27 protein-coding genes are annotated in these 26906 nt (G+C 62.0%); 6 read left to right on the forward strand and 21 right to left on the reverse strand.

The window, feature by feature from the left end:
- Nucleotides 1–13: 13 nt before the first annotated feature.
- The 3 genes from FHU41_RS07040 to FHU41_RS07050 form a co-directional block, all read right to left on the reverse strand.
- A complete protein-coding gene (locus tag FHU41_RS07040; RefSeq protein WP_179388866.1) occupies nt 14–508 on the reverse strand; it encodes a PTS sugar transporter subunit IIA in 495 nt (164 codons plus the stop codon).
- Entirely contained in the window at nt 508–2256 is a 1749-nt protein-coding gene (locus tag FHU41_RS07045) for a glycerol-3-phosphate dehydrogenase/oxidase (protein ID WP_343046287.1), read from the reverse strand. Before FHU41_RS07045 ends, FHU41_RS07040 begins: the two co-directional genes overlap by 1 nt.
- A 148-nt stretch (nt 2257–2404) precedes the next feature.
- On the reverse strand, nt 2405–3532 hold the full coding sequence (locus FHU41_RS07050) for a GuaB3 family IMP dehydrogenase-related protein (RefSeq protein WP_179388867.1): 1128 nt from the start codon (nt 3530–3532) through the stop codon (nt 2405–2407).
- A gap of 94 nt (nt 3533–3626) precedes the next feature.
- On the opposite strand from FHU41_RS07050, the gene FHU41_RS07055 reads away from it, so the two are divergent.
- The gene (locus FHU41_RS07055) at nt 3627–3785 is read left to right on the forward strand and encodes an amidase family protein (RefSeq protein ID WP_218846968.1); all 159 of its coding nucleotides are present in this window, start codon (nt 3627–3629) and stop codon (nt 3783–3785) included.
- 6 nt (nt 3786–3791) lie between these two features.
- Here the strand turns inward: FHU41_RS07055 and guaB are convergent, their stop codons facing one another.
- From guaB to FHU41_RS07085, 6 genes are all read right to left on the reverse strand, one after another.
- Nucleotides 3792–5309, reverse strand: coding sequence for an IMP dehydrogenase (gene guaB, locus FHU41_RS07060; RefSeq protein WP_179388868.1), 1518 nt, complete (start codon nt 5307–5309; stop codon nt 3792–3794).
- A gap of 289 nt (nt 5310–5598) precedes the next feature.
- Nucleotides 5599–5847: a ferredoxin gene (locus tag FHU41_RS07065; protein WP_246279446.1), complete on the reverse strand. Its 249-nt coding sequence runs from the start codon at nt 5845–5847 to the stop codon at nt 5599–5601.
- Nucleotides 5844–7088 (reverse strand): NADH-ubiquinone oxidoreductase-F iron-sulfur binding region domain-containing protein, encoded by a 1245-nt coding sequence (locus FHU41_RS07070; protein ID WP_179388869.1) that lies wholly within the window; start codon nt 7086–7088, stop codon nt 5844–5846. Before FHU41_RS07070 ends, FHU41_RS07065 begins: the two co-directional genes overlap by 4 nt.
- Nucleotides 7088–7708, reverse strand: a complete 621-nt coding sequence (locus FHU41_RS07075) for a ferric reductase-like transmembrane domain-containing protein (RefSeq protein WP_343046266.1) — start codon at nt 7706–7708, stop codon at nt 7088–7090. The genes FHU41_RS07070 and FHU41_RS07075 overlap by 1 nt, the downstream gene beginning before the upstream one ends.
- Nucleotides 7701–8684 (reverse strand): FAD:protein FMN transferase, encoded by a 984-nt coding sequence (locus FHU41_RS07080; RefSeq protein WP_179388870.1) that lies wholly within the window; start codon nt 8682–8684, stop codon nt 7701–7703. The genes FHU41_RS07075 and FHU41_RS07080 overlap by 8 nt, the downstream gene beginning before the upstream one ends.
- A gap of 1 nt (nt 8685) precedes the next feature.
- Nucleotides 8686–9012: a hypothetical protein gene (locus tag FHU41_RS07085; RefSeq protein WP_179388871.1), complete on the reverse strand. Its 327-nt coding sequence runs from the start codon at nt 9010–9012 to the stop codon at nt 8686–8688.
- Between the two features lie 161 nt (nt 9013–9173).
- Here FHU41_RS07085 and FHU41_RS07090 point away from each other — a divergent pair, with 161 nt between their 5' ends.
- The gene (locus tag FHU41_RS07090; protein WP_179388872.1) at nt 9174–9914 is read left to right on the forward strand and encodes a VIT1/CCC1 transporter family protein; all 741 of its coding nucleotides are present in this window, start codon (nt 9174–9176) and stop codon (nt 9912–9914) included.
- Between the two features lie 124 nt (nt 9915–10038).
- On the opposite strand, the gene groL is transcribed toward FHU41_RS07090, so the two are convergent.
- Nucleotides 10039–11655, reverse strand: coding sequence for a chaperonin GroEL (groL, locus tag FHU41_RS07095; RefSeq protein ID WP_179388873.1), 1617 nt, complete (start codon nt 11653–11655; stop codon nt 10039–10041).
- A 64-nt stretch (nt 11656–11719) separates the two neighbouring features.
- Nucleotides 11720–12016, reverse strand: coding sequence for a co-chaperone GroES (groES, locus tag FHU41_RS07100; RefSeq protein WP_179388874.1), 297 nt, complete (start codon nt 12014–12016; stop codon nt 11720–11722).
- 416 nt (nt 12017–12432) lie between these two features.
- Between groES and FHU41_RS07105 the strand changes: the two genes are divergently transcribed.
- Entirely contained in the window at nt 12433–13647 is a 1215-nt protein-coding gene (locus FHU41_RS07105; protein WP_425503266.1) for a THUMP-like domain-containing protein, read from the forward strand.
- A 16-nt stretch (nt 13648–13663) separates the two neighbouring features.
- Here the strand turns inward: FHU41_RS07105 and FHU41_RS07110 are convergent, their stop codons facing one another.
- On the reverse strand, nt 13664–14476 hold the full coding sequence (locus tag FHU41_RS07110) for a shikimate 5-dehydrogenase (protein WP_179388875.1): 813 nt from the start codon (nt 14474–14476) through the stop codon (nt 13664–13666).
- A gap of 206 nt (nt 14477–14682) precedes the next feature.
- Between FHU41_RS07110 and FHU41_RS07115 the strand changes: the two genes are divergently transcribed.
- Nucleotides 14683–15831: a glutamate--cysteine ligase gene (locus FHU41_RS07115; RefSeq protein WP_179388876.1), complete on the forward strand. Its 1149-nt coding sequence runs from the start codon at nt 14683–14685 to the stop codon at nt 15829–15831.
- A gap of 165 nt (nt 15832–15996) precedes the next feature.
- Here the strand turns inward: FHU41_RS07115 and tsaD are convergent, their stop codons facing one another.
- Genes tsaD through FHU41_RS07145 form a run of 6 tightly spaced genes read right to left on the reverse strand, consistent with a single transcriptional unit; the run spans nt 15997 to nt 21007 of the window.
- Nucleotides 15997–17064, reverse strand: a complete 1068-nt coding sequence (tsaD, locus tag FHU41_RS07120) for a tRNA (adenosine(37)-N6)-threonylcarbamoyltransferase complex transferase subunit TsaD (RefSeq protein ID WP_179388877.1) — start codon at nt 17062–17064, stop codon at nt 15997–15999.
- Nucleotides 17061–17525: a ribosomal protein S18-alanine N-acetyltransferase gene (gene rimI, locus FHU41_RS07125; RefSeq protein WP_179388878.1), complete on the reverse strand. Its 465-nt coding sequence runs from the start codon at nt 17523–17525 to the stop codon at nt 17061–17063. The genes tsaD and rimI overlap by 4 nt, the downstream gene beginning before the upstream one ends.
- Nucleotides 17522–18178 (reverse strand): tRNA (adenosine(37)-N6)-threonylcarbamoyltransferase complex dimerization subunit type 1 TsaB, encoded by a 657-nt coding sequence (tsaB, locus tag FHU41_RS07130; protein ID WP_179388879.1) that lies wholly within the window; start codon nt 18176–18178, stop codon nt 17522–17524. Before tsaB ends, rimI begins: the two co-directional genes overlap by 4 nt.
- Before the next feature lie 4 nt (nt 18179–18182).
- Nucleotides 18183–18713, reverse strand: coding sequence for a tRNA (adenosine(37)-N6)-threonylcarbamoyltransferase complex ATPase subunit type 1 TsaE (gene tsaE / locus FHU41_RS07135; RefSeq protein WP_179388880.1), 531 nt, complete (start codon nt 18711–18713; stop codon nt 18183–18185).
- Nucleotides 18710–19861 carry an alanine racemase gene (gene alr, locus FHU41_RS07140; RefSeq protein ID WP_179388881.1) on the reverse strand — a complete coding sequence of 384 codons (1152 nt, stop codon included), beginning with the start codon at nt 19859–19861 and terminating at the stop codon, nt 18710–18712. Before alr ends, tsaE begins: the two co-directional genes overlap by 4 nt.
- Nucleotides 19862–19906: 45 nt before the next feature.
- Nucleotides 19907–21007: a carbohydrate kinase family protein gene (locus tag FHU41_RS07145; RefSeq protein ID WP_179388882.1), complete on the reverse strand. Its 1101-nt coding sequence runs from the start codon at nt 21005–21007 to the stop codon at nt 19907–19909.
- A 125-nt stretch (nt 21008–21132) separates the two neighbouring features.
- On the opposite strand from FHU41_RS07145, the gene FHU41_RS07150 reads away from it, so the two are divergent.
- Nucleotides 21133–22479: a 6-phospho-beta-glucosidase gene (locus tag FHU41_RS07150; protein ID WP_179388883.1), complete on the forward strand. Its 1347-nt coding sequence runs from the start codon at nt 21133–21135 to the stop codon at nt 22477–22479.
- Nucleotides 22480–22502: 23 nt separating this feature from the next.
- On the opposite strand, the gene FHU41_RS07155 is transcribed toward FHU41_RS07150, so the two are convergent.
- The 3 genes from FHU41_RS07155 to FHU41_RS07165 are packed head-to-tail and all read right to left on the reverse strand — an operon-like array spanning nt 22503 to nt 25531.
- Nucleotides 22503–23837: an ABC transporter substrate-binding protein gene (locus FHU41_RS07155; protein ID WP_343046267.1), complete on the reverse strand. Its 1335-nt coding sequence runs from the start codon at nt 23835–23837 to the stop codon at nt 22503–22505.
- A 10-nt stretch (nt 23838–23847) separates the two neighbouring features.
- Nucleotides 23848–24678 (reverse strand): carbohydrate ABC transporter permease, encoded by an 831-nt coding sequence (locus tag FHU41_RS07160; RefSeq protein WP_179388884.1) that lies wholly within the window; start codon nt 24676–24678, stop codon nt 23848–23850.
- Nucleotides 24665–25531, reverse strand: a complete 867-nt coding sequence (locus FHU41_RS07165; protein WP_179388885.1) for a carbohydrate ABC transporter permease — start codon at nt 25529–25531, stop codon at nt 24665–24667. The genes FHU41_RS07160 and FHU41_RS07165 overlap by 14 nt, the downstream gene beginning before the upstream one ends.
- Before the next feature lie 129 nt (nt 25532–25660).
- On the opposite strand from FHU41_RS07165, the gene FHU41_RS07170 reads away from it, so the two are divergent.
- The gene (locus tag FHU41_RS07170) at nt 25661–26884 is read left to right on the forward strand and encodes a glycosyltransferase (protein WP_343046268.1); all 1224 of its coding nucleotides are present in this window, start codon (nt 25661–25663) and stop codon (nt 26882–26884) included.
- Nucleotides 26885–26906: the final 22 nt, after the last annotated feature.

Here is a 26906-nt window from a genome sequence, read left to right on the forward strand (position 1 = left end):
AGCCCTGGGGTACCTAGTCGCTGAAAATCGGCGTCGAGTTGATCAGCTCGGAGATCACCTCGGCATCGTGTGCCCGGCGCAGTGACTCACGGAAGTTCTCCTTGGAGAGAGCGCGAGCCAGCACGGCCAGTACCGAGAGGTGCTGGGAAAAGGAGGCGGCCGGCGTACCGATCAGCAAAATGACGTTCGCCGGTCCGTCGGCAGCGCCAAAGTCCAGGGCATGCCCAAATTTGGTCACCCCCACCGCCACCGTGGTCTGCTGCACGAATTCGCTCCGTGCATGTGGCAGGCCGATGCCGCCGGGTAGCCCGGTAGCCAACTGGTGTTCGCGTGAATAGACCTGCTCCAGAAAGCCTTCCAGGTTAGTCACTCGCCCGGCCCGAAACATCCGCTCGGCAAGCTGGGCGGAGGCCTCCTCCCGGGTGGCTGCCACCATCTCCAGGATGACCAACTCCGGGCTGGTCAACTGCGGATCGTAGCGGTGCCATTCGTCTTCAAACTGAACCATCACTGAGCCGTGGAACTCTCTGAGATATCCTCCACGCCCAGCCGAACCGCATCGGCGGAGGCATCGTCGGGCTGCTCTTGACTGAGGCGCTCCGCTTCCACCCGAGCCAGATAGTGCTTGACTTCACTCTCCTGCTTGGCTTGGCTCCAACCAAGGATGGGAGCCATTAATTCGCCCACAACGGGGGCTGCCGCCACGCCTCGGTCCCAGGACTCAATCGAGATCCTGGTCCGCCGGGTCAGCACATCGTTGACATGCAAGGCACCCTCCTGAGTGGCCGCGTAGACCACCTCGGCGCGAAGATAATCGTCCGCCCCGGGAAGCGGCTCGGCCAGTGTGGGGTCGGCCGCAATCAGTTCCAGCACTTCGGAGGTCATCGAACCGTAGCGGCCCAGCAAATGCTCCAGCCGGGCCACATGAACTCCGGACTCCTCAGCGGTCCGATTCCTCCGGTTCCAAGCCGCTTTGTAGCCGACCGCGCCGAGCAGCGGGATGGTTTCGGTGCAGCTTTCCGGTACCTTCTCGTCCAGGGTCCGGGTGGCCTCGTCCACGGCATCCTTGGCCATCACCCGATAAGTGGTGTACTTGCCGCCGGCCACCACCACCAGACCAGGTACCGGGTGTGCCACCACATGCTCCCGAGAGAGCTTGGCCGTTGAGTCGTTTTCCCCCGCCAGCAAGGGCCGCAGCCCGGCATAGACACCTTCCACGTCTTCCCTGGTGAGGGGCCGCTTGAGCACCTTATTGACGTGCTCCAGCACATAGTCAATATCCGCCGAGGAAGCTGCCGGATGCGCCTTGTCCAGCTTCCAATCGGTATCCGTGGTGCCAATGATCCAGTGCCTGCCCCAAGGAATCACGAAGAGCACGGATTTTTCGGTGCGCAGAATCAGTCCGACCGTGGATTGGAAGCGGTCACGCGGCACCACTAGGTGGATTCCCTTGGAAGCGCGCACCTTCAGCTGACCGCGATCGGTCACCATGGCCTGGGTTTCATCGGTCCAAACACCGGTCGCATTGACCACCTGCTTGGCCCGGATATCAAACTCGGTGCCGTCCAGCTGATTGCGGACCCGGGCACCCACTACCCGTTCGCCCTCGCGCAAGAAGTTGACCACCTTCACTCCATTGGCGGCATAGGCACCGTAAGAAACAGCGGTTCGGACGACGTCGGTCACCAACCTAGCGTCGTCAACTTGCGCGTCGTAATAGCGAATCGAGCCGATCATCGCGTCATCTTTGAGACTCGGTGCAGCCCTCAAGGTGCCGCGCTTACTCAGATGCTTATGGAAGGGGACACCTCGAGAGTTGCCGCTGGTCAGGCCCAAGGTGTCATAGAGCATGATGCCCGCGCCAACATAGGGGCGCTCGACGAATCGTTTGGTCAGTGGGTAGAGGAAGGGCACCGGGCGAACCAGGTGCGGGGCGATCCGCTGGATCAGCAAACCACGCTCCTGCAAGGCTTCCTGAACCAGGGCGAAATCCAGCATCTCCAAGTAGCGTAGACCGCCGTGGATCAGCTTGGAGGAGCGGCTGGAGGTACCGGAGGCCCAGTCGTTCATCTCGACGATGCCAACTTTGAGGCCTCGGGTGACCGCGTCAAGAGCGGAGCCAGCGCCCACTACACCGCCGCCGACAATGAGCACATCCAGTTCTTGTCCGGGTTCCATGGTTCCGGCCAAAGCAGCCAGTGAGGCCTCCCGGAATTCCGGGCTGAGCGCACCACCCGCATTCCGCTCAGGTTTCACCGAGGACGTTCCTGCGGCGCTGCTGGCTGTGGTCCGGTTACGTGATGCTGGCACGGTGGCCTCCTGATGGATTCATCTTCATTGGCGATACCTCCAGAATAGTTCTTTTGCAGCATCGTCAGCTAGCGGGGAATCCTCAGGTATTCACTCAGTAAGGTGAAATCACAACTTCCACCCGCTGAAATTCCTTCAAGTCCGAATACCCAGTAGTTGCCATCGACCGGCGCAGCGCGCCCATCAGGTTGGAACTTCCGTTGGTGTGATGCGCCGGGCCAAAGAGAACTTCCTGCAAGGGCCCCACGGTTTCAAGTTTCACCCGGTCGCCGCGTGGCAACTGCGAATGGTGTGCCTCGGAACCCCAGTGCCAACCCTTACCGGGTGCTTCTTCGGCGCGGGCAAGGGCGGAGCCGAGCATTACCGCATCCGCACCCATCGCAATGGCCTTGACGATATCGCCGCTGGTTCCCATTCCGCCATCGGCAATCACGTGCACATAGCGCCCGCCGGATTCGTCCATGTAGTCCCGCCGAGCGGTGGCAATATCGGAGATGGCGCTGGCCAGTGGCGAATGAATGCCCAGGGCACGCCGGGTGGTGGAGCTCGCCCCGCCGCCGAAACCGACCAGCACGCCGGCCGCACCGGTACGCATTAGGTGCAGCGCCGGGGTGTATCCGGCCGCACCGCCAACGATCACCGGAACATCGAGTTCGTAGATGAACTGCTTCAAGTTGAGCGGTTCTCGATCCTTGGAGACGTGCTCGGCGGAGACCGTGGTGCCGCGGATCACGAAGATATCCACTCCGGCTGCCAGCACGGTCTTGTAGAACTCCTGGGTGCGCTGCGGGGTCAGGGCTCCGGCAACGGTTACCCCGGCCGCGCGAATCTCGGCGAGCCGAGAGGTAATCAATTCAGCCTGGACCGGAGCCTGATAGAGCTCTTGCAGTCGCCGAGTGGCCGCCGGGCTATCCGCGGTGGTTTCGAGTTCGGCGATTTCGTCGAGAACCGCTTGCGGATCCTCGTAGCGAGTCCACAGGCCCTCCAGATCGAGCACACCCAGGCCGCCAAGCTGGCCGAGTGCAATCGCGGTAGCCGGGGACATCACCGAGTCCATCGGGGCGCCGATCACCGGGGTCTCGAACTGATAGGCGTCGATCTGCCAGGACAGCGAAACGGCTTCGGGGTCGCGGGTACGCCGGGAGGGGACAATAGCGATCTCGTCCAGGGAGTACGCTCTGCGCCCGCGCTTACCGCGGCCTATTTCAATCTCGTAAGTCACCACAACAGCCTAGCTTGTCAGGGCAGGCTCCGCCCAAAGCCTTTGCTTTGGCTAAGCCGCATCTCGGCCAGCTTTTGGGGCCGGTCTAGCCACTATGCCTGGGCTACCCGCCACCGTGATCCCTACCGGGCTCTCACCCGAGGGCTTGCCGGTGGGGGTGCAGATCATCGGTCCGCTGTTCGAAGATCGCACCACCTTGCGGCTGGCCGAACTGCTCGAACAGCACATCGGCGGCTTTCAACTACCGCGCTAAGGCCTGTTACCGGGTGCCGTAGTTGGGTGCTTCGACCGTCATCTGGATATCGTGCGGGTGCGATTCCTTCAACCCTGCGGCGGTGATCCGGACGAACTTGCCCTTGGCTTTCAGTTCGGGGATGGTCCGCGCGCCGGTGTAGAACATGGTCTGCCGCAGGCCACCGGAGAGCTGGTAAGCCACCGAGGAAAGCGGTCCGCGGTAGGCCACCCGGCCCTCGATACCCTCCGGGATCAACTTATCGTCGCCCGAGACATCGGCCTGGAAGTAGCGGTCCTTGGAGTAGGAGGTGTTATTACCTCGGGTTTGCATAGCCCCGAGCGAACCCATGCCACGGTAGGACTTGAACTGCTTGCCGTTGACAAAAATCAGCTCTCCGGGAGCCTCTTCGGTGCCCGCCAGCAGCGAGCCAAGCATCACGGTGTCGGCTCCGGCAACCAGCGCCTTGCCGATGTCGCCCGAGTACTGCAGACCGCCGTCGGCAATCAGCGGAACACCGGCGGGGCCGGCCGCCTTTGCCGATTCGTAGATCGCGGTGACCTGCGGAACGCCGACGCCGGCAACCACGCGGGTGGTGCAGATAGAGCCCGGCCCAACGCCGACTTTGATGCCGTCCGCGCCCGCGTCAATAAGCGCCTGGGCGCCCTCGCGGGTGGCCGCCTGACCTCCGATCACATCCACATGTGCGGCGGCTGGCTCCGCCTTGAGCCTGGCGATCATGTCCAGTACGCCCTGCGAGTGGCCGTTGGCGGTGTCTACGAAAAGCGCATCCACGCCCGCATCCACCAAGCGCATGGCCCGCTCCCAGCCGTCGCCGAAGAAGCCAATAGCCGCACCGACGCGGAGCCTGCCCTCATCGTCCTTGGTGGCCAGCGGGTACTGCTCGGCCTTGGTGAAGTCCTTGACGGTGATCAGCCCACGCAAGCGGCCCTCGTCGTCGACCAGCGGAAGCTTTTCGATTTTGTTCTTGGCCAGCAGCTCGGAAGCATCCTCACGGCTGATTCCTACCGTGCCGGTGATCAGGGGCATTTTGGTCATCACTTCATGGACCCGGCGCTTCGGAAAGTCGGATTCCAGCACGAAGCGGGTATCCCGATTAGTCACGATGCCCAGCAGGCGACCGGTTTCATCGACCACAGGCAGGCCGGAAACCCGGTAGTGGCCGCAGATATCGTCCAGCTCTTTCAGAGTGGCTTCGGGGCCGATGGTGACCGGGTTGGTGATCATCCCGGATTCACTACGCTTCACCCGGTCCACTTGCTCGGCCTGATCATCGATGGAGAGATTGCGGTGCACCACGCCCAAGCCGCCTTGGCGGGCCATCGCGATAGCCATCCGGGATTCGGTCACGGTGTCCATCGCGGCGGAGAGCAACGGGGTCTGCACGGTGATGCGCTTGGAGAGACGGGAAGAGGTGTCCGCTTCCGAGGGGATGACGTCGGTGTGCCCGGGGAGCAGCAGCACGTCGTCGTAGGTCAAGCCGATCAGGGAAAAGGGGTTATTGGGGATTTCGTCGTGAGTCATGATCACCTAATGCTGGTATCGGTCAAATACGGGTATGGGATGTCTGCCTGCAACCGATGACCGGCGCGTGATTACGGGCCTGGCCTGTGCTTGATTCCATTCTAAACGAAAGCCAAGCCCCTCCTATTCCACCCCGCACCCCCACCTACCCCGTTCCCGACCCACCGCCTTACCCACCTGTCCCACTGGCTGTTACAGGAGTTAAGGATGTTGCGCGAAATCGATCACATGGGCCACATCTGCACCACTGAGTGGGACAACAGGGTAAAGAACTGAGGGAACTAGGTGGTTATTCTAGGGTTAGGGCGGCTCTGGGGCAGAGCTTCACGGCTTCGACGGCGTCCGGGAGTTCTGCCGGGCTGATCGGGATTAGCGTTCGGTTAGCACCCCGAGCCAGCGGGTAACCCCAGGGATCCTGATCCAAGCGGGCCGCCAGCAACTCGATGCACAGACCGCGCCCCTCGCAACGAGTCCAGTCAATGCGCATCGTTTTTCCCTGTGCTTCAACGGGATCGCCAGTAGCATTACGGCCGCTCATCGTGCATCCGCCAAGCAACGCCCAGCGAGGTGAGCGTCTAAATCTTCGGAGAAAGCGTTCAGCGAGCTGGCCAGAAATGCGGCACTACCGTCCGGATGATGGCACGCCCCGCGTCCGGGCAACAGGTCGAGTAAGCCTTGCAGCTCCGTCAGTGCCGCCCTATCCCCCACCACAACATGATGAAAAGCTTCCGCCGCGCTCGGCAAACCAAAGCGACAGGGACCGCATTGCTTAGCCGATTGCCCGGCCAAATAATCCATGATCTGTGCACTGGCATCCAGCCCGCACTGCCCGCGCCGCAGCACCCAGAGCACTCCTGCCCCGGCCGGATAAGCTCCAGCCGATTGGCCGCCCAAGGAAGTCTCTCGAAGCGACTCCGCCGAAACCCAACTCCCGTGATACCCGCCAAGCAGCACCGCTCCGATCGAGTCCAGCTCAACGCCCTGACCGACCAGCAACTCGGCCAACGGGGCACCTCCGGGGACCTCAACCGCAAAAGCCGGGCGTACGCCGTCGGAAATCGAAACCAACCGGGTCCCCGGATCATCCGGCGCCCCCACGGCGCGGAACCAGGCGCCCCCGTAGCGCGCAATCAACGCAAACTGAGCCAACGACTCGATATTGTGCACCAGAGTTGGACGACGGCGTAGCCCAGAACTGCTCAACCTTTCGGACTGTGTGCGAGGCAGCGCGCGACCGGTCTGGATGAAGTTCAGCAGCGCGCTCGCCTCCCCGGAAATGAACTGCTCCGGAATCCGAACTACCTCAATGGACCGACCATCCGGCCGAGAGGCCAAGGCCTCCATGACCGCGGGCTCTTCGAAGCCGAGTGCTAAATACACCGTGCTGGTGCCGAGCATCCGGGCGGCCAGCAATAGGCCATCGATCACCAGATGCGGAGCATGCCGCAGCAGCGCCCGGTCCTTGACGCTCAACGGCTCGCCCTCGGCGGCGTTTCCCACCACCACCGGCGAGACGGTTGGACCGCCGCGTTCGGTGGCGGTCAGCACTGCGGAGAATTTCTTCCAGCTGGCGAAAGCGGCTCCGCCCCGCCCGGTGAGGCCGCTCTCTGTCAGTTCAGCCAGCAGGGCTTGCTGGTTGACAAGCTCCGGCAAGGGACCGAAACGGTGTTGATGCCGCTGCCAGTCGGCGTCCCAACCGGCGGAGAACAAACGGTTGATTCCCTCGGGTGCTCGCAGCGTAGTGGGCCTGAGCGGCAGGGTGGCGGGTGAGCTGGACATCAGGCGACCTCCGTCTTTCGAGTAGTGAGTTCAGTGACATTGAGTTCTGTGGCACTGAGAATGCTTGATTCGGCTCGTTTCCTTGCCGCTCCGGATTCACCGAAACCAGTGGAAAGGCGCCAGCCGAGCGCGGCCAGTACGGCCAGCACAGAGACCAAGCCGAAGCCTAAGAACCAGAGGTCGGTGCCGTCGGTGCCGTTACCGATCGAGTGCGCCAATCCGAGGGGCCACATCGCGTAGACCAACCAGTGCACCAGGCGGAAGGCCTTGGCGCCGATCCGCTGCCGGAGTAGCCCGGTGATGAGAATGGCGATCAAAAAGTCAAAGGCAACCGTGCCGAGGCCCTGCCAGAACGGTTTGAAGGAGCCGAAGAAGGGTAAGAAAACATTGATCAGATTGAGTTTGGCGTAGGAATCGAAGAGTAGTGTCACCACGTGCAGGACGATAAAAGCCGTCGAAAGCACAGCCACATTTCGATGTACCAGGGAGACCGAAAACCGGGGAAGCCCCGGTAATGGACGGCCGGATCGAGTCACTAATCCGAGCAGCACCGAGATGGTCAGCAGAGCCAGCCCTACGATGCCGCTTACTCTGCCCGTGGCCCACAGCACCTCATCCACGAGCAGCCACCTCCGTAGCGGTTTCCGCAGAACGCTCGGGCCAAGCCGTTACCAGATGCACTCGGTACGATTCGTCAACCAAACGGGCGGAGATCGATTTTTGAGCCAACCAGGTCAACGCGGCTTCGCCCTTGACCAGAGCGGCCGTGCTGAAGGCGTTTGCCCGTAGGCAGGAGTTGGCTGCCACGCTCGCACTGCGCCAGGGCGTCTTAGCAGGCAGGCCCCAGCGTGGATCGAGGATGTGATGCACTTGCTGTCCTTGATGCGCCCAGCGCCGCTTCTGCGTACTTGAGGTGGCTACAGCTCCGGAGTTCAGGCTCACCTGTTGCGAGGGGTCGCCGGGCAAATCTTGCACCGCAATCTGCCAGCCCAGCTCCGGGGCAGCCCCCATCACTCGCAGGTCTCCGCCCAAACTCACCAACACCCCACAACCGAGTTGATCGTGCAGTTCAGCGGCGATCAGATCGGCGGCGAAGGCTTTGGCGCTAGCACCCAGATCCAGTTCGATCCCTGACGGAACCTGAAGCTCGGTGCCGTGCAAAACAATCTCCTCCCAACGCGGTTCTCGCTCGCGCAACACCCGGGTGGAGAAGATCGGCTGTGCGGAACTCGGCGCTTTCACTTCGGTAAAATCACGGTCATAGCCCAGCACACGAAGCTCCTTGCCCATGGTGGGATCAACCGCTCCCTCGGTCCAGCGCGCTACCAGCAGGGCGGCAGAGACCAATTCGGCCAGCAGGGCGCTGATCTGCACTCCCTCCGCCTGACGTCCCTGGATCAGCATTAGTTCTGAGTCCGAACGGAAGCGGCTGCAAGCCAATTCAATCTCGGTCATCCGGATCTTGGTGTGCAGTATGGCTTCTTCCAATGCCTCCGAATCGGTAACTGTCAGCTGGCAGTTAGTACTCCAGTCCTGCCACTGTGCGGAGGCGGAGCCGTCCTGGTGAAGTTCTCGGGAAAAACTTTGCTCGCTCATCTCAGGACCCCGAAGAGCTTCCGTGCGTCGTGCTGGTCTGCCCCTGCGAGAGCTGCTGCGTCTCGGTCGTGCTAGTCCCGCTGCTCTCCGTGGAAGTCCCTGTGCTTGCGGTAGAGGTTCCGCTGCTCTGTGTACTGGTTCCGCTGCTACCGGTACTAGTACTACTGCTCTGGCTGGACGAACTCTGGCTTGTGGATACCTCGCTCGCGGTTTGCAGGCCACCGGTGTATAGGCCGGCACCGAGTACCACAGCGGTGGTAGCCGCACCGATGCCCAACGCCGAGGTGGCAACAATGGCTGCCTTCCGTCCTTTTCGCTGGATGCTCATGTCCGTCTCCTTGGCTTAGATTCTGCGTCCTGAATTCAATGGTCAACCAGCTTTCTTTCGCGAATCTGAGTGGAACCTTAAGCTGAGCGAAGTCCTTGTGGCGTGCTGAGGCTAGGCTTCTCTGCGTAGCGAAGGTGGGCGTTCAGTGCTGAGATAGAGCTATGACGATCGAAAAGAGTGAAGCCTCGATTCCCGATCAGCATCTGAGTGAACCACACAGAGAGGGTTTAGCGCAGCGACTCAACTGGCTGCGAGCGGGCGTTCTGGGCGCCAATGATGGCATTATCTCGGTGGCGGCCATCGTGGTCGGCGTGGCCGGAGCAAGCACGACGACGGCGCCCATCCTCACCGCGGGCATGGCCGGCTTGGTCGGAGGTGCTATTTCGATGGCGGTGGGTGAATACGTTTCGGTGTCCAGCCAGAGCGATTCGCAGCGCGCCCTGATCGAAAAGGAACGCATCGAACTGGCCGAAATGCCGGAGCAGGAGCTCGCCGAGCTGGCGGGGCTTTACCAAGCCAAGGGGCTCAGCCCGGAAACCGCCCAGCTAGTGGCTCGGGAACTGACCGAACACGATGCTCTGGGTGCGCACTTGGCAGCCGAGCTGAACATTGATGCGGATGATGTGGTGAGTCCCTGGCATGCCGCTCTCGCCTCGGCAGTGGCTTTCACTTTAGGGGCAATCCTGCCGATGTTAGCCATCCTGCTACCACCGGAAAGCTGGCGAATCCCGGTGACCTTCGCCGTCGTACTCATTGCTCTGGCCCTGACCGGTGCCCTGGCCGCCCATATTGGCGGCAGTTCTAAGCTCCGCGCCGCGGTCCGAGTGGTGATCGGCGGTGCGCTGGCGCTAATGGCGACCTTCGGCATCGGCTGGCTGCTGGGCACCACGGGCGTGGTTTAGGGATTTATCTCCGCCTTAAACGCAGCGAGTGTGGAGATCTGCACGCTAACCCTGGGGTAAAACGTGCAGATCTCCACACTCGATACTGCCTAAGCGATGTTGCTTAGCAGGTGGGGCTCAGCGATTAGTGGTTGTGCCCGGCGTGGGCATCATCCTCGTCATCTTCCGGCTTCTCGACAACCAGCACCTCGGTGGTCAGCACCAAGGCGGCGATCGAGGCTGCATTGCGGAGCGCCGAACGGGTCACCTTGACCGGGTCAATAACACCCTGAGCGATCAGATCGCCGTACTCGCCGGTCGCGGCATTGAAGCCGTGTCCGTCGGGCAGCTGTCCGACCTTGTCGATCACTACGTAGCCGTCGTGACCGGCGTTCTCCGCAATCCAGCGCAGCGGCTGAGCCACGGCACGGCGGACCAACGCTACCGAAGTTGCAGCGTCGCCTTCCAGTGCCTGCACCTCGGGGCTCTCATCGAGCGCCTTAGCTGCCTGCACCAGGGCGGAACCGCCACCGGCCACAATGCCCTCTTCAAGGGCAGCACGAGTTGAAGAGACCGCATCTTCGATCCGGTGCTTCTTCTCTTTCAGCTCAACCTCGGTGGCTGCGCCAACCTTGATCACGCCGATGCCACCGGCCAGCTTGGCCAAGCGCTCCTGGAGCTTTTCTTTGTCCCAATCCGAATCGGTGCGATCCAGTTCGGCGCGCAGCTGCGCGATCCGATCGGCCACATCCTGATCGGTGCCAGCACCGTCCACAATCGTGGTGTTGTCCTTGGTGACGGTGATCCGACGAGCGGTACCGAGCACCTCCAGGCCAACCTGGTCCAGCGAGAGGCCGATTTCCGGGGAAACCAGCTGCGCGCCGGTCAGGATCGCGATGTCCTGCAACATGGCCTTGCGGCGGTCGCCGAAGCCGGGAGCCTTGACGGCAACCACGTTCACGGTGCCGCGCAGCTTGTTCACGATTAGGGTGGACAACGCTTCGCCGTCCACATCCTCGGCGATGATGAAGAGCGGCTTGGAAGCCTTCAACACCTTCTCCAGCAACGGCAGGAATTCCTGGATCGAGGAAATTTTGCCCTGGTTGATCAGGATCAAAGCATCCTCAAGTACGGCTTCCTGGCGCTCGTGATCGGTCACGAAATGCGGTGAGAGGTAGCCCTTGTCGAACTGCATACCCTCGGTAAGGACCAGCTCGGTCTGCATCGAGGAAGATTCCTCAATGGTGATCACACCGTCCTTGCCCACCTTGTCGAAGGCCTCGGCGAGCAGCTCGCCGATCTCGGTGCTCTGCGCCGAAATCGCGGCAACGCTGGCCACCTGGCCACCGGCCACATCCCGGGCATTGTCCAGCAAACGCTGGGCAATGGCTTCCACAGAAACCTCGATGCCACGCTTAAGTTCACCAGGAGCAGCACCCGCGGCGACATTGCGTAGGCCTTCCTTGACCAGCGCCTGAGCGAGCACGGTCGCCGTCGTGGTTCCGTCGCCGGCCACGTCGTTGGTCTTGGTGGCCACTTCCTTGGCCAACTGCGCGCCTAGGTTCTCGTAGGGATCGTCCAGCTCCACCTCGCGGGCGATGGTCACGCCGTCGTTGGTGATGGTAGGGGCACCCCACTGCTTGGCCAGCACCACGTTCCGGCCACGCGGACCGAGGGTTACTTTGACCGCGTTGGCCAAGCGGTCAACGCCGGCTTCCAGCGAGCGGCGGGCCGCATCATTGAATTCAATCTTCTTAGCCATAAGTCTTCAATCCTTGTCAGAACAGAGGCCCCGGACCAAGTGGACCGGGGCGCCTGAGGGAGAGCTATTTGACGACGATGGCCAGGACGTCACGGGCCGAGAGCACCAGCAGCTCTTCGCCGCCGGTCTTGACCTCGGTGCCGCCGTACTTGGAGTAGAGCACAACATCGCCCACGGCGACATCGACGGGAACGCGGTTACCGTTGTCATCGACCCGACCTGGGCCTACGGCGACAACTTCGCCTTCCTGCGGCTTTTCTTTGGCGGAGTCCGGGATAACCAGACCCGAAGCAGTGGTCTGCTCCGCTTCTAGCTGGCGGACGACAATACGATCCTCAAGAGGCTTAATAGAGACCGACACTCGGACCTCTCCTTTACGAATAAACTCTGCGGTTTGTGCCACGGCAACTCCATCTGGTGCTGCGTCTACCGTCGTCGCGGTGCCGGTAAATACAGCGATGAATGCCGTGATGGCTTAGCACCCTACTAGGGAGAGTGCTAACACCGACTCTATGATCCGATTAGCACTCGGTCAAGGCGAGTGCTAACTTTTCGACTTTTTGGGCTAAGAGTGAACGACGGCAGCACCCAGCACCAATCACCCAGCACCCAGCACCCAGCACGGACTCTCCCAGCTATCCCACTGAATGTTAACAATGTGCAGGATGAGGATTGTTTGAGTTGACTTGTGCCTCATCCGCAACACCCACTGGGACAGACGGGGCGAGATGCGACGGGCGGACGGTCGAGATGTAGGACGCCGGTAGGCTGGATTCCATGCCTACCGACTCCATTGCCCCGCTGCTCACCTCCGAGGGCTGGGAGTTGCTCTCCACTATCGGCTCATATTCGGAGCGGGATTCGCTGGCACTTTCGGAGCGGCTACGCAAAGCGGGACATTCCGCGGAATTAGTCTCCGCCGTCCTCACCCAAGCCCGCCTACGAGCCAAAGCCGAGGCAAAGTTCGGCGAGTTCGCTCAGCAGATGATCTTCACCCAGGCGGGCTTGGAGCAAGCCACTCGATTGCCCGTCGCAGTGCTGCACGCGCAACGCTTTGCCCAAGCAGGAGTGACTAAAATTACCGATCTGGGCTGCGGCATCGGCGCAGATTCCCTGGCCTTCGCAACGCTCGACCTCAAGGTGACCGCGGTGGAACAGGACGAGATCACCGCGGCCTGCGCCACCCTCAATCTGATGCCCTTCCCCGAGGTCCGGGTAATTCAGGCGGACGCCACCGAGGTTGAATTGGGTGAGGCCGACGGCGTTTGGCTGGATCCGGCCCGGCGTTCCACTTCCAGCTCGGGTACCACCCGCATCTTCGATCCCGAGGCTTTCTCTCCGCCGCTATCCTTCGTGGAAGGGCTTGCCGCTAAGGGGCTGCCGGTGGGAGTCAAACTGGGTCCAGGCATCCCACACGAGTCAATTCCGGCCGGTTGTGAAGTGCAATGGGTTTCGGTGGATGGTGATCTGGTCGAGGCGACGCTCTGGTTCAATAACCTGGCCCGGCCCGGCATCCGCAGGGCCGCCCTGCTGCTGGGTGCACAAGGCGCCGCCGAACTCAGCAGCGCACAGGACTACCTGCCGGGCGATCAGCACCCTCCGCTCGGCCCGCTGGAGGGTTATCTCTACGAGCCGGATAGCGCCGTGATCCGAGCCGGTTTGGTGGTGGATTTAGCCAAACACCTCGGAGCGCATTTGATCGACCCGCAGATCGCCTACCTCTGCTCGGCCGAGCTTCAAAGCACGCCCTTCGCCCGGGTTTACCGGGTGGAGCAAGTTCTCCCCTACAACGTCAAGGGCCTGCGGCAGTGGGTGCGTGAGCAGAATATCGGCAGCCTGGAGATTAAAAAACGCGGCACCGCGGTCACCCCGGAGGAACTGCGCAAACAACTTCTCGGCTCGGGGAGCAAGAAGAAGGGGACGACGGCGGCCACGCTGGTTCTGACCCGGATCGGCCAGGAGCGGGTCGCCGCCGTCGTCACCCCGCTCTAATAAGCGAGTGGCTCGACTAAGCCCGGGAGAACTCCGAGGCTTCCCGGACTAGTTCAGCGCTGGGTCGCACCCCGGTGTACAGCACGAACTGTTCCTCCGCCTGAATGGCAATCACCTCAGCACCGGAGATCACCTGTTTTCCAGCGTCCCTTGCAGCCTTGATAAGCGGAGTTTCAGCGGGCAACGCCACCACATCGAAAACGATTTTCGCGGCGTCAATGGCCTGTTGCGGGAAGGCCAGCACTTCCGCATCGGCACCTTGCATCCCCAAGGGAGTGACATTGATCAGCAGTTCGGCGCTAGCGCCCTGCGTCGAGGGAAGCCACTCGAAGCCGTAGAGCTCCGCGAGCGCCCGTCCGGTGCGCTCATTGCGGGCGATCACGGTGACCGCGCTGAACCCGGCATCCCGCAGCGCGGCGGCGACGGCTTTAGCCATCCCGCCGGAACCTTGTAGCAACACCGTGCTGGAAGCCGGGACTTGATGCTCGCGCAGCAAGCGCTCGATCGCCAAGTAATCGGTGTTGTAAGCGGTGAGCACTCCGTCATCGTTGACGATGGTGTTGACCGAATCGATCGCTGCGGCGGAAGCATCGAGCTTATCCACCAGGGCAATGACGTCCTCTTTATAGGGCATCGACACCGCGGTGCCACGGATGCCCAATCCCCTGATGCCGCGTACCGCATCGGCCAGATCCACCGGCGCAAAAGCCTTGTAGACGAAGTTCAGGCCAAGCTGCTCATAGAGGTAATTGTGGAACCGGGTGCCAATATTGCTCGGCCGGGCCGCCAAGGAGATGCACAGTGTCATGTCTTTATTCAGGATGGGCATCTTGCCATTATCCGACCGATGTCACCTGCACTAAAACTTTAGCCTTCGGCCGGGGTCAGTACTGAGGCGCGCACCGCTCCGTTCGGGGACGCCCGGTCCTTCTTTCAACTTCATCCAGACCCTGGTGAACGTCACATACCCTTTACTGTTTTAGACTGAGACCTCCAGAAAACTTGAAGGCTGCGCAGATCCGAAGGGGGCGAACCATGGAGATCCAATTCGGTGAATCTGCTCAGTCGACGTTGGGGGTTGAATGGGAATTAGCCCTGGTAGATTCCCAGACCGGTGAGCTCACCCCTAAGGCAGACGCTCTGCTCAGCGTGATCAACCAGGAGCATCCCGAGCTACAGGCGGACGACGAGCATCCGCATATTAAGCGCGAGCTGCTGCTCAACACCTTGGAACTGGTCACCGGCGTCTGCCATACCGTGGCCGAGGCCAAAGCCGATTTGAGCCGCTCACTGGCCACCGTGCGGGAGGCAGGTGCCCGGCACGACGTTGACCTAATGTGCTCCGGAACCCATCCGTTCAGCCAGTCCCGCTCCCAGCCGGTGACAGATAAGGACCGCTACGCCAAGCTGATCGACCGCACCCAGTGGTGGGGTTCGCAGATGGTAATTTACGGGGTGCACGTCCACGTTGGACTGGATTCCGTGCACAAGGCGCTGCCCGTGCTGGATGGACTGGTGAATTATTTCCCGCACTTCCAGGCTCTTTCCGCTTCTTCGCCGTTCTGGAACGGAGAGGACACTGGCTATGCCTCCCAGCGCGCCCTGCTCTTCCAGCAACTTCCGACGGCGGGGCTGCCCTTCCAGTTCCCGGACTGGTCCGGCTACGAGGGCTACGTTCAGGACATGATGACCACCGGGGTGATCGATCAGATCAGCGAGATTCGCTGGGACATTCGCCCGGTTCCCGCGCTGGGCACCATCGAGATGCGGATCTGTGATGGCCTCTCCACGCTTGAGGAAGTAGGGGCCATCGCGGCGCTCACTCAGTGCTTGGTGCAGTCCTTCTCCGATACCTTGGATGACGGCGGCAGCATTCCAACCATGCCGCCCTGGCATGTCCAGGAGAATAAGTGGCGCGCCGCCCGTTACGGTATGGACGCCATCATCATCCTCGACGCCGAGTCGAACGAACGCTTGGTCACCGACGATCTACTGGAATTGTTGAATCGTTTGGAACCGGTGGCCGCCAAACTAGGTTGCCCCGATGAGCTGGCGGATGTGGAGAAAATCATCCAGCGCGGCGCCGGCTATCAGCGACAGCGCGCCATTGCAGAAGCCAACGACGGCGACCTGCGCGCCGTGGTGCGGGATCTGGTGCAGCTAATGGATCAGGGTCACCGCTAAGCCTCTGCGCGACCTTCATCGCCACAATAATCATCATCGAGTGTGGACATCTGCACGTTATGAGCCCGGTTTAGGGTGCAGATCTCCACACTCGGCGGCCAAGGCATCGGTATGAGCCGATGTCGTGGAACCGATGATGTGGAACCGCGGCCAAGGCAGCGGCGCCTAGAGCAGAATGCTCGTCACCGGCAACGATGAATCCGGAGCGAATCCGATCCCGCTTGGCGCTGCCCCGCCCATGACCAATTGGGCTCCCAGCGCCGCCACCATCGCCCCGTTGTCTGTGCACAGCGAGGTGGCTGGTACCAGGAGATCAATTCCGGCGGCCTTGGTTCGCTCGGCCAACAAGGCGCGTAAGCGTGAATTCGCGGCCACTCCGCCGCCGAGCAAAAGCGTATCCAATCCCTGTTCCCGGCAGGCCAGCACGGCTTTGGCGGTGACCACATCGAGAACTGCCTCCTGGAAGGAAGCGGCCAGGTCCGCCGTCGGCAATTCCTCGCCTGCAGCCTCAAACTGCTCCACCCGGCGAGCCACCGCGGTCTTCAGTCCGGAGAAGGAGAAATCATAGCGATGCGGACCGGGCGCTTCCGCGCTGCCCATATATTTCGGGGCGGTGAGCCCGCGCGGGAAGGCAAAAGCCTTCGGATCACCCTGTTTGGCCAGCGCATCAATGGCTGGCCCACCCGGATAATTCAGGCCAAGAATCCGGGCGATCTTATCGAAAGCTTCCCCCGCAGCATCGTCAATGGTGGCTCCAAGTAGCTGAACATCATCGGTAAGGCTACGCACCCGCAGGATTTCGGTATGCCCCCCGGAAACCAGCAATGCCGCCAACTTCTCGGGCAGCGGGCCAAGTTTGGTATCGAGCAGCGCCACCCCGACGTGTGCCACCAGATGGTTGATCGCGTAGAGCGGTTTGCCGGTGGCCAGTGCCAGTGCCTTCGCGGCACACACCCCAACCATCAGCGCCCCGGCTAAGCCTGGCCCTGCGGTCACCGCAATCGCATCGATATCGGCCAGCGCAACCCCAGCGGTCTCCAGCGATTCCCTCAGGGTGGGCACCAGGGCGTCCAGATGGGCTCGGGAGGCGATTTCCGGGATCACCCCGCCGAAGCGGACATGCTCGTACATTGAAGAGGACACCGTATTGGAAAGCAGGGTGCTGCCCCGGACAATGCCAATGCCTGTTTCATCGCAGGAGGATTCGATGCCCAGGACCAGTGCTTCGCTCATCGGACTTCTTCCTCAGTGAGCAGTGAAAGTTGCATAATCAGGGCGTCGATTCCGCCCCGGTAATAGCGGGGCCTGGTGTGTACGTGCAGGAAACCGAAGCGTTGGTAGAGCTGCTGGGCGCGGGGGTTGTCCGCCCGGACTTCCAGCAGCACGTCCGAGGCACCCTGACGCCGAGCTTCGTCGATCAATGCGGTCAGCAGGGAGCTGCCGATCCCCTGACCTTCGAACTCCGGCAGCACGCCGATGGTCTGTACGTCTGCCGTGGGCGGCAGGCACATCAGCCCGGCATAACCCACTGCTTGACCGTCCTTTTCGGCTACCAGATAATGCCTGCTAGGCTGCGCCAATTCCTCGACAAAGGCTTGCCTAGGCCAGGCGTCCTCCGGGAAAAGCCGGTTCTCCAGCTCACTGATCAGGTCAATATCGGCGCTGGTCATGGCGCGCAGTGTTGCGGAACTCATAGTGCTCGCTTCCGCGGCCCGGGCACCTGCGCATCGGATTCCCGCAGATAGAGCGGGGTGCTATCCAGCAGGCTCTGCCCCTGGGCTAGCGTGCTCGCGGCGAATAGTCCCAGCGAGGCAGCCCTGGGTTGGGCGCTTGCGAAGTCCTGAGCAACGCGGTCACCGAGCAGATCCGCGTAGAGACCTGCCCCGAATCCGTAAACCGGTCCCGGTGGCATTTCAGCGGCGGCGCTCACCTTCGGCCCCGCCAGCAATTCACCGTCGGCCGCGTAGCTGGCCCAGTAGACCTCCTTACGCCGAGCGTCGGTGGCCACAATAAAGGGCGACGGCGGAGCCTCCGCACGCTCAAAACTCGCCAACACCTCCCAGGCCAAGGCATCCAGGCTCATCACCCCGTGCAGCGGCACGTCCCAGACATAAGACAGGGTGCGGGCGGTGGCGATGCCGGAACGCAGTCCGGTGAAGGGGCCGGGGCCCACCCCAACCGCAACCGCCTCGGGCCGGTCGCCGCCGGCAAGCAATGTCTCGATGCCGAGAGCCAGCACCTCGGCATGGCTGCGGGTGTCCTCGGTGGCGAAGCTTTCCAGCAGCACACCGTCTCGGATCAGCGCGGCGCTGGCGATCGCCGAGGTATCGATAGCAAGCAGAAGCACCGTATTAGCCTAGTGGATTTTCGTTTCGAAGCCGGATCGCCTCAAGATCCAGCCCGGCCCACCGCGGCCCCACCGCGGTCAACTCGATCGTCCGCGGCTCGGAGTCCTCCTCGGAGTCCGGGCCTAGATTCGAATCGGACCCAGGGGCCAGCGCAGGGCGCTCCAGCCTGATCAGCAGATAGGAATCGCTCAGGTGCTCCACCCGATCCTCGCCCCATTCGACCACGGTAACCGCGGTGTCCATGGTGTTCTCCAGATCAATATCGTCGATCTCCCCCGCCGAGGCCAGCCGGTAAGCATCAACGTGCACCAGATCAGGTCCTTCCACTAGGGAGGGGTGGATTCTGACCAGCACGAAGGTGGGTGAGATGATCCCGGGGCGGACGCCAAGCGCGGCACCGAGGCTCTGGGTGAAGGTGGTCTTCCCGGCACCTAGCTCGCCCGAGAGGATCACCAGGTCTCCGGCTCGAAGCAGACCTGCTAGTTGACGAGCAAAACGCTCGGTACCAGCCGCATCGGCAACCTCGAACTTCACTGCACATCCTCGGTGGGCTGTTCGTTCAGGTAAACCCGCTCCACGCTGGAAGCAACCCTGGTCACAATTTCGTAGTTAATGGTTCCGGCAGCCGCAGCCCACAGATCAACCGAGGGGTCGCCGTCGTCCGCTGCGCCAAAGAGCACCGCTTCCGCACCCAGCACCGACTCGCCTTCGGGCAGCCTGCCGCCGAGGTCCACCACGAGTTGATCCATCGCAATGGTGCCCACCACGGGGTAGACGCCACCGGCAATCCGTACCGGAGCACCGGTGCCGGAGCGAGGCACCCCGTCGCCGTAGCCGAGCGGGACCAGTGCCAGGGTGCTGGGTTCCTTGGTGTAGTACTTCAAACCATAAGAAACGCCTTGCCCGGCCGGTACCTCTTTGCAGTGCGCCACCAGAGCCTTCAAGGTCATCGCCGGGCGCAGCCCCAGTTCCTCCGAGGTCTGCCCGGCGAAAGGGGAAAGCCCGTAGATTCCAACTCCGGCGCGGACCAGATCAAAATGCGTGTCCGGTCGGGAGAAAATCGCCGGGGTATTGGCCAGGTGCCGGACTTCAACATCCACCCCTGCATCCTCGGCAAGCGCAACGGCTTCCCTGAAGCGTTGCAGTTGAGCGTCGGTCTCCTCGCGCTGCGGCTCGTCGGCCACCGCGAGATGCGAGAACAAGCCCACCACCCGCAGCAAACCTTCGTCCTGATATTCCAGCGCCTCACCCACCAGGGAATCCCAGCGCGCCGCGGGGCTGCCATTGCGGCCCAACCCGGTATCGATCTTCAAATGCACCCGCGCCGGGCGTTGCTGCTCCCGGGCGGCAGCGACTATATGGTCCAGTTCCCAGCCGGAGACACCCAGGTCAACATCCTGCTCCACGGCGGCGGCGAAATCGGTGGCGGGGGTGTGTAGCCAGGCCAGCAACGGTGCTTCGATCCCGGCCTCGCGCAGAGTCAGTGCCTGCGAAACCCGAGCCACCCCGAGCCAGTTGGCCCCGGCTTGCAGAGCAGCTTGGGCCACCGGAATCATCCCGTGCCCATAGCCGTCGGCCTTGACCACGGCCATCACCTGAGCGGGTGAAACAATCTGGGCGATCCTGCGCACATTGTGCCGAATCGCCTCAAGATCGACCTGGACTTGCCGTTCGGGTGTCATACCTCCAGTCTAAACGGAGCCCTGTTCCCTAGAGTTGAGGCCGAGTCAGGCGTCCGAGTGGTGCGCAATCGTCGCCGTAGCGCGCCGAACGCCTTCCACCGGCACATCGCGCACCAGCTCTTCCAGGTAGGCGTATCGGCGTAGCCATTGCTTGTGCACACCCTCTCGGGTGGTGCTCATCCGATGCCACCAGTCAGCGATATCCCCCCAGCCCGGTGCCGCCAGCGAGCCACCGACCTGCTGCACCGACAGTGAGGCACAGAGATTGGCAAAACTAAGCCGATCGGCCAACCGCCAGCCCGCCACCGTGCCCATCACGAAGGCGGCGCCGAAACAGTCACCGGCCCCGGTGGGATCCCAGGCCCGCACGGGCAAGGCGGGAACCCACTCTTCTTCGCCGGTCTCGGAATCGACCGCCATCGCGCCCTGCTCCCCCACGGTGACCACGGCGACCGGGACCTTATCCGCGAGCGCATAAAGCGCAGTCCAGGGATCGTCCGTGCGGGTGAAAGCCATCGCCTCACCAGCATTGGGCATGAAGGCGTAGAACTGCTCCAGGTTCTTCAGGGTTTCGGTAGGCCATTCGCCACTCGGGTCCCAGCCGACGTCGCCAAAGAGCTTGGTGCCCTGTTGGCGAGCGGCGAGCGCCCACGGCTCAAGTTCCGGCTCCAGCGGCACGACGGCGGCCAAAGCCTGGGGCGGCTTGGCACCGAAGAGCTCGGTGGCACTGAGCGGAGAGGGGTGACAATGGCTCACCATGGAACGGTCCTTGTGCACCGACAGCGAAACAGTGACGGGAGAATGCCAGCCGTCGAAGCGCTTGGAATAACTTAGATCAACGTGTTCCTGATCGCTCAGGATGGCCCAGTTAGCGTCCCCGTAGCCATCATCGCCGAAGGCCGCGGCCAGTGTGGTTTTCAACCCCAATCGGCTGGCCGCAATGGCCTGATTCGCTACCCCGCCGGGGCAGGACCCCATGCCCTCGCTAAAGACCTCGGTGCCCTTTTGCGGTAAATCAGCCAGGCCGGTGAAAATGATGTCGAAGAAGACCGAGCCGGTCAGGATCAGGTCGAAAGGCGGCGAGTCCTCGCCTCTTTTGTCTTTGAGCGGATCGAATCCGTGGTGCTCCGCGTTTTCCCCAGCCATATACGGAGTTTACCCGCCCCTCCTCAGCCGTCGAGTGTGGAGATCTGCACGTTATGACCCGGTTTTGAGATGCAGATCTCCACACTCGGCGGGTTGTCGGGAACGGGATGGGCAAGAATGGGCCTATGCGATTGGTAATTGTGGGTGGCGGCGGCTTCCGGGTCCCGCTGGTGTACCGGGCGTTGAGTACCGGCCGCTATGCGGGTCTGATCGACTCGGTGGTGCTGCACGATATTGACCTGCCAAGGCTCAGAGCCATCGAAGCCGTGCTGGCTGCGATGCCCCTCGAAGGACCACCGCTGACCCTCAGCACCGAGCTGAAGGACGCCCTCCCCGGAGCGGACGTGGTCTTTGCTGCTACTCGGGTGGGCGGTACTGCGGGCCGGGTGATTGACGAAAGGATCGCCCTGGACCTGGGCCTACTGGGCCAAGAGACCACCGGTGCGGGCGGCCTCAGCTACGCCCTGCGCTCCATTCCCTACATGCTCGAACTTGCCGCGATGATGCAAAAGCACTGCCCAGACGCCTGGCTGATCAACTTCACCAACCCAGCCGGAATGGTGACCCAAGCCTTGCAGTCCGTGCTGGGCCGGAAGGTGATCGGCATCTGCGACTCTCCTATTGGCTTGGTCCGACGGGCTGCGCAGGCTGCTGGTGCTCCCCTTTCCTCGGGTTCCTTGCGCGGGGTTGACTATCTGGGGCTGAACCACTTGGGCTGGCTGCGCGGCTTGGAGTACGACGGCGTTGACCGGCTACCCGGGCTACTCGCCTCCCCGGAACGGTTGGCTGGCTTCGAGGAAGGCAGGCTCTTTGGTCCGGATTTCCTGCGTACCCTCGGCGCCGTACCCAATGAGTATCTTTTCTACTATTACCGCCGAGCAGAGGCGATTGACTCGATTCGGGCGGCCGAACAAACCCGAGGAGAGTCAATCGCGGAAGCCCAGGGGCGCAGCTATCCGGAGCTACAAGGCCCGGAGGCGTTCCAACGCTGGGAAGCTGCCCGCCTGGAACGCGAGGAAGGCTACCTGGCTGAGGCTCGTTCCGCTCCGGATGGAAACCAGGAAGACCGCGATGAAGCCGATCTGGCCGGTGGTGGCTACGAGGAGGTGGCCCTCGCTGCTATGACCGCACTGCTCACCGGCGAGCGCACCGAGTTGATCCTCAATGTGCCCAATGGCGGCAGCATTGCGGCCCTTCCCCACGATGCGGTAATCGAGGTACCCAGCAGCGTCGATGCTTCCGGAGCGCAACCGCTGCCGGTGCAGAGCCCGCCCACCCTGCACCAGCTGGGGCTGATGGCTCAGCTCAAAGCCGTGGAAACCGCCGTCGTCCGCGCCGTTTTGGAAGGCGACCGGGACCAGGCACTTCTGGCCTTCGCCCTGCATCCCCTGGTGGCCGACGAACAACTCGCTCGCCAGCTACTCAAAGGCTACGAAGCCGCCTTCCCGGCGCTCAGCACGCTCTGGCGCTAGCCGCCAAAAAAGACTGAGACCAGCTAGCCCTTCATCGCCTTGTTCGCTGCGTCCTGAGCTTGTTTCAACCCGGCCTCCACCGGGGTGCGGCCCAGGAAGATTTCGTTGAAGATCGGCTTCCAAGCGTTCGCGGCAGCCCCATAATTGGTACCAATCGGGGCGCTAATGGTCTTGCCCTGAGCAGCCTTGGCGAACTGGCTAACATCGACGTTCTTCGCCTTCCAGAAGCTCGCGTAGGAATCCTGCGCTCCGGTCACGGCCGGTACCGCTGCACCCTCGGCACCGATGAACTTCGCGCCTTCGGTGGAGCCCAACCACTGCAAAACCTTAGTGGTGGCGTCCTTATGCGTGGTCTTGGCATTGCCAGCCGCGATGATGTTGTTAACCACCGAGACGGCTCCGGCCGGGCCACTGGGCATCGGCGCAACGGCCCACTTGAACTTCGCTCCATCGGAGACGTTCTTCAGGTTGTAGGTACCGGACTGGAACAGGGCGATCTTGCCCTGAATGAACTGGTCCCGCATGAAATCGCCATTGTCATTGCTGTTCTCCGCGCCCGGAGAGACGTGGTATTTATTGATCAGATCCACGATGTACTGGAAAGCCTGCACGCTCTGCGGGGAATCGAAAACGAAGTTCTCGCCGTCCTGGAAAGCTCCGCCGTTCTGACCAATGAAGTTGTAGTAGATGGCTTGCAGGTCTTGGCTCGCGTTGTAGCCGTACTGCACGATGTGCTTGGGATCGAAGGCCGGGTTATCCGCCGTGCGGCCCGAAGAATCCAAGGTCAGCTTCTGCACCGCTTTGAGGAAAGTGTCCTTCGAAGGATCAGTGGGGTTCCACTGAAGATTATCCAGCGAGACCCCGGCCTTAGTCACCATGTCCTGGTTGTAATAGACCGCCAAGCCACCGTCGGTGAGCTGCGGAACGCCCCAGAGCTGATCCTTGCGAGTGTACTGATCCACCGCGGCCTTGACCCAGCCGGACTTCTCCGAATCGAAGTCGGAGCCGATCGGCAGCAAGGAACCGTTATCCGCATAGGGCTGGAAGTAAGAGGAGGAAACCCAGAAGATATCGTCGGCATTCCCGGCCGAGACATCGGTACGCAGCTTATTGAAGTAGGTGGCGTAGGGCTCCAGCACGGTCTTCACCGTGATGTTCGGATTCTGGGATTCGAACTCCTTGAAGGAAGCGTCGTAAGCCTTTTGGACCTGATCGTCCCAGAGCCGCACGGTGACCGTCACCTTGTCTCCCGAGGAGCCGCTGCCGCTATCCGCGGCGGGTGAGCAGGCCGCCGTCGCCAGCGCCAGCACGCCAACCGCACCGAGGGTCAAGCCGCGCAGTATTTTCGTTTTCTTCACAAGGAGCTCCCTATTTGAATCCGGTGATTGCTATTGAGGAAATGATGTTCTTCTGGAAAATCGCGAACAAGATCAACAGCGGCGCCATCGCCACCGTGGTCGCCGCCATCACCAGGGTCCAGTTGCCGTTGTACTGGGTTTGCAACCCTGCGGTGGCCACCGTGACCGTCTGCCAAGTCTTGCCACTGGTAATAATCAAAGGCCAGAGGAAATTGTTCCAATGGCTCACCACGGTGATGATGGTCAGCGTGGAAAGAATCGGTTTGCTGAGCGGGATGACCACCGACCACAGGATCCGCATGGTGCCAGCACCGTCCAGCCGGGCCGCGCTGATCAAGTCCTCCGGAATGGAGCGGAAATACTCGCGCAGCAGGAAGATCGCATAGGGCGAACCGAACAGGAAGGGCAGCACCAAGCCCCAGAAGGTGTTCCGCAAGCCCAACTGGGAGAACATCGTGTAGAGCGGGATGATGGTCACCACCTGCGGCACCATCAGCGTGCCCAGATAGATCCAGAACAGGCCGTCCCGGAAGCGGAATTCCACCCGGGCAAAGGCGTAGGCGGCCAGTACCGAGAAAACCAATTGGCCAATGACGACGGCGACCACCACTTGGGCAGTGACCACCACGGGGGCGATGAAGTTCCGGTCGCCGCTGAACAGCGCCGAGAAATTTTCCCCGGTGAAGGGGTTGGGCACGCTGAGCGCGGGCTGATTAGCGAATTGGCTGGGCGTTTTGAACGCCGTCATCAAGGAGAGCAGGAAGGGTGCCACGGTGATCAGCAGCCCGAGCGCCAGCAAGAGGTAGATCCCGGCGTTCTTCAGCAGCTTAGGAAAGGTCATAGGTGATCCTCCTGCGAAAATAGAGCTGCTGAGCCAGCGTAATCACGACCAAGATCGCAAATAGCACCAGAGCCATCACGGAGGCCTGGCCGAGGTCGAAGTCCTGAAAAGCCTTGGCGTAGATCCGGGTGGCGATAACATCCGTGCTGCCCTGCGGCCCGCCGTTGGGGGTGAGTGCATAGATGCTGTCGAAGGCTTGGAAGCTGGAAATCACGCCGGTGACCAGCACGAAAAACATGGTGGGACGCAGCAGCGGCAACTTGACCTGCCAAAAGATCTGCAGCGCGTTTGCGCCATCCACTTTGGCGGCGTCCACCATCTCCTGCGGGATGGCGGCCAGACCGGCCATGAAGAACAGGGTCACATAGCCCACCTGGGACCAGATACTCACCGCCGCCACGGCGGGCAGCGCGAGCGCCGGATCGCTCAGCCACGGAATGTCATTGCCCAGCACCGCGTTCAGCGCACCGCCGGTGGGTGCGAAAATCCACTTCCAGACCACGCCAAGGGCCAGCGGCGCACAGATCCAGGGGATCACGTAGATAACCCGGAAGAACGCCGAGCCGGGTAGCCCACGACTGAGCAAGGTGGCTGCGAAAAGTCCCAGCACGGTTTGCAGCGGGATCACCAACAGCACAAAGAGAACGGTCACCAGCAGTGAGCGCCCAAAACTCGGATCGCTGAAAACGTCACGGAAATTATCCCAGCCGACGAAAACCGCGGGGTTCAAAAGATCCCAATGCTGCATGGAGAGCCAGATGACCACCAGGATGGGTAAAAGCAGAAAAGCAGCGATCCCGAAGAGACTGGGAGCGAGCAAGGCATAACCGATGCCGGACTCGCGACGTGCCATCGGATTCCCCTTCGTACTGTGTTCTACCGGGCGCATTCTTCCCCGCGCTACCCGCAATGCGAGAATATCCTGAGAAGTACACCAGTGATATTCCGGCTATTGCCTGATTCTTGCCTGAGGAGCGTCCGCGTGCAAGTACCGCGTCATGTAACGATGCTCTCCTTGCACACTTCTCCCCTCGAACAACCCGGCTCCGGTGATGCGGGCGGGATGAACGTCTACATTCGGCAACTCGCCACGGGACTGGCCACCGCGGGCGTCGAGGTGGAAATTATGACGGCGGGCACCTCCGGTGAGGTCGAGATGGCACCCGGAGTGCTGGTCCGGCACCTCGACCTGGCTGAACTGGGTCTTCCCGGTGGCCGAATCACCAAGGAACGGCTTCCGCGGTTATTGCCTGCCCTGCTCGACTCGATACTCAGTCGTGGCTCGGGCGGTACCGATTTGTTGCACTCGCATTACTGGATTTCCGGACTCGCTGCCCTTGAACTCTCGGATGCCTGGAGCCTGCCGCTCGTGCATTCGATGCACACCATGGCCAAGGTGAAGGATCGTCACCGGCGCGGCGGGCAGCTCCGGGAACCTTCCGAACGGGCTCAGGGCGAAGAACGGATTGTCCAGGCCGCGCACCGGCTGACCGCCAATACCGGAGCCGAAGCCAAGGAGTTGGAAGGCCTATACGGGGCGAGGCCCGAGCGGATCGATGTAATCCCGCCGGGGGTTGATCTCGAGGTCTTTCATCCGGCGTCCCGCCCCGCAGCTCGGGCCGAACTGGGCATCGATTCGGAAGTCCATTTGGTCTTCGCTGGGCGACTTCAAAGGCTCAAGGGTCCACACCTGCTGATCGAGGCGGTCGCGTTGCTGCGCCGAGAGCGCCCCGAGCTGAGGTTGAGGGTGAGCATTATCGGCTCGCGGAGCGGTGCCGAAGACTATGATCTGGTGGAGTTGGTGCATCGGCGCGGGGTGCAAGACCTGGTGCAGTTGCTACCTCCGGTACCGCCGACGGAGTTGGCGCTGTGGTTCCGCTCCGCGGACATCGTGGCGATGCCATCTTCCTCGGAGTCCTTCGGACTGGTCGCCCTGGAGGCCGAGGCCTCTGGCACGCCAGTCGTTGCCACCCGGGTGGGCGGATTGCCGGAGGCGGTCCGGGACGGCGAAACCGGGATACTAGTTGACGGGTTGAGCATCGAAGCCTGGGCGGAGGCTCTAGTTCGATTGGCCGATAACCCGACCTTGCGCGCCAGCATGGGTCGCTCCGCGGCATCACACGCCGCAGGTTATTCCTGGCAGCACACCGTTCAGCTCACCTTAGAAACCTATCAGCGCGCGCTTGCCGACGCCGCCAGAGCCTAGTCCTGGACTAGGTCCTCACCCT

The organism is Psychromicrobium silvestre, from assembly GCF_013408295.1.
GTDB lineage: Bacteria > Actinomycetota > Actinomycetes > Actinomycetales > Micrococcaceae > Renibacterium > Renibacterium silvestre.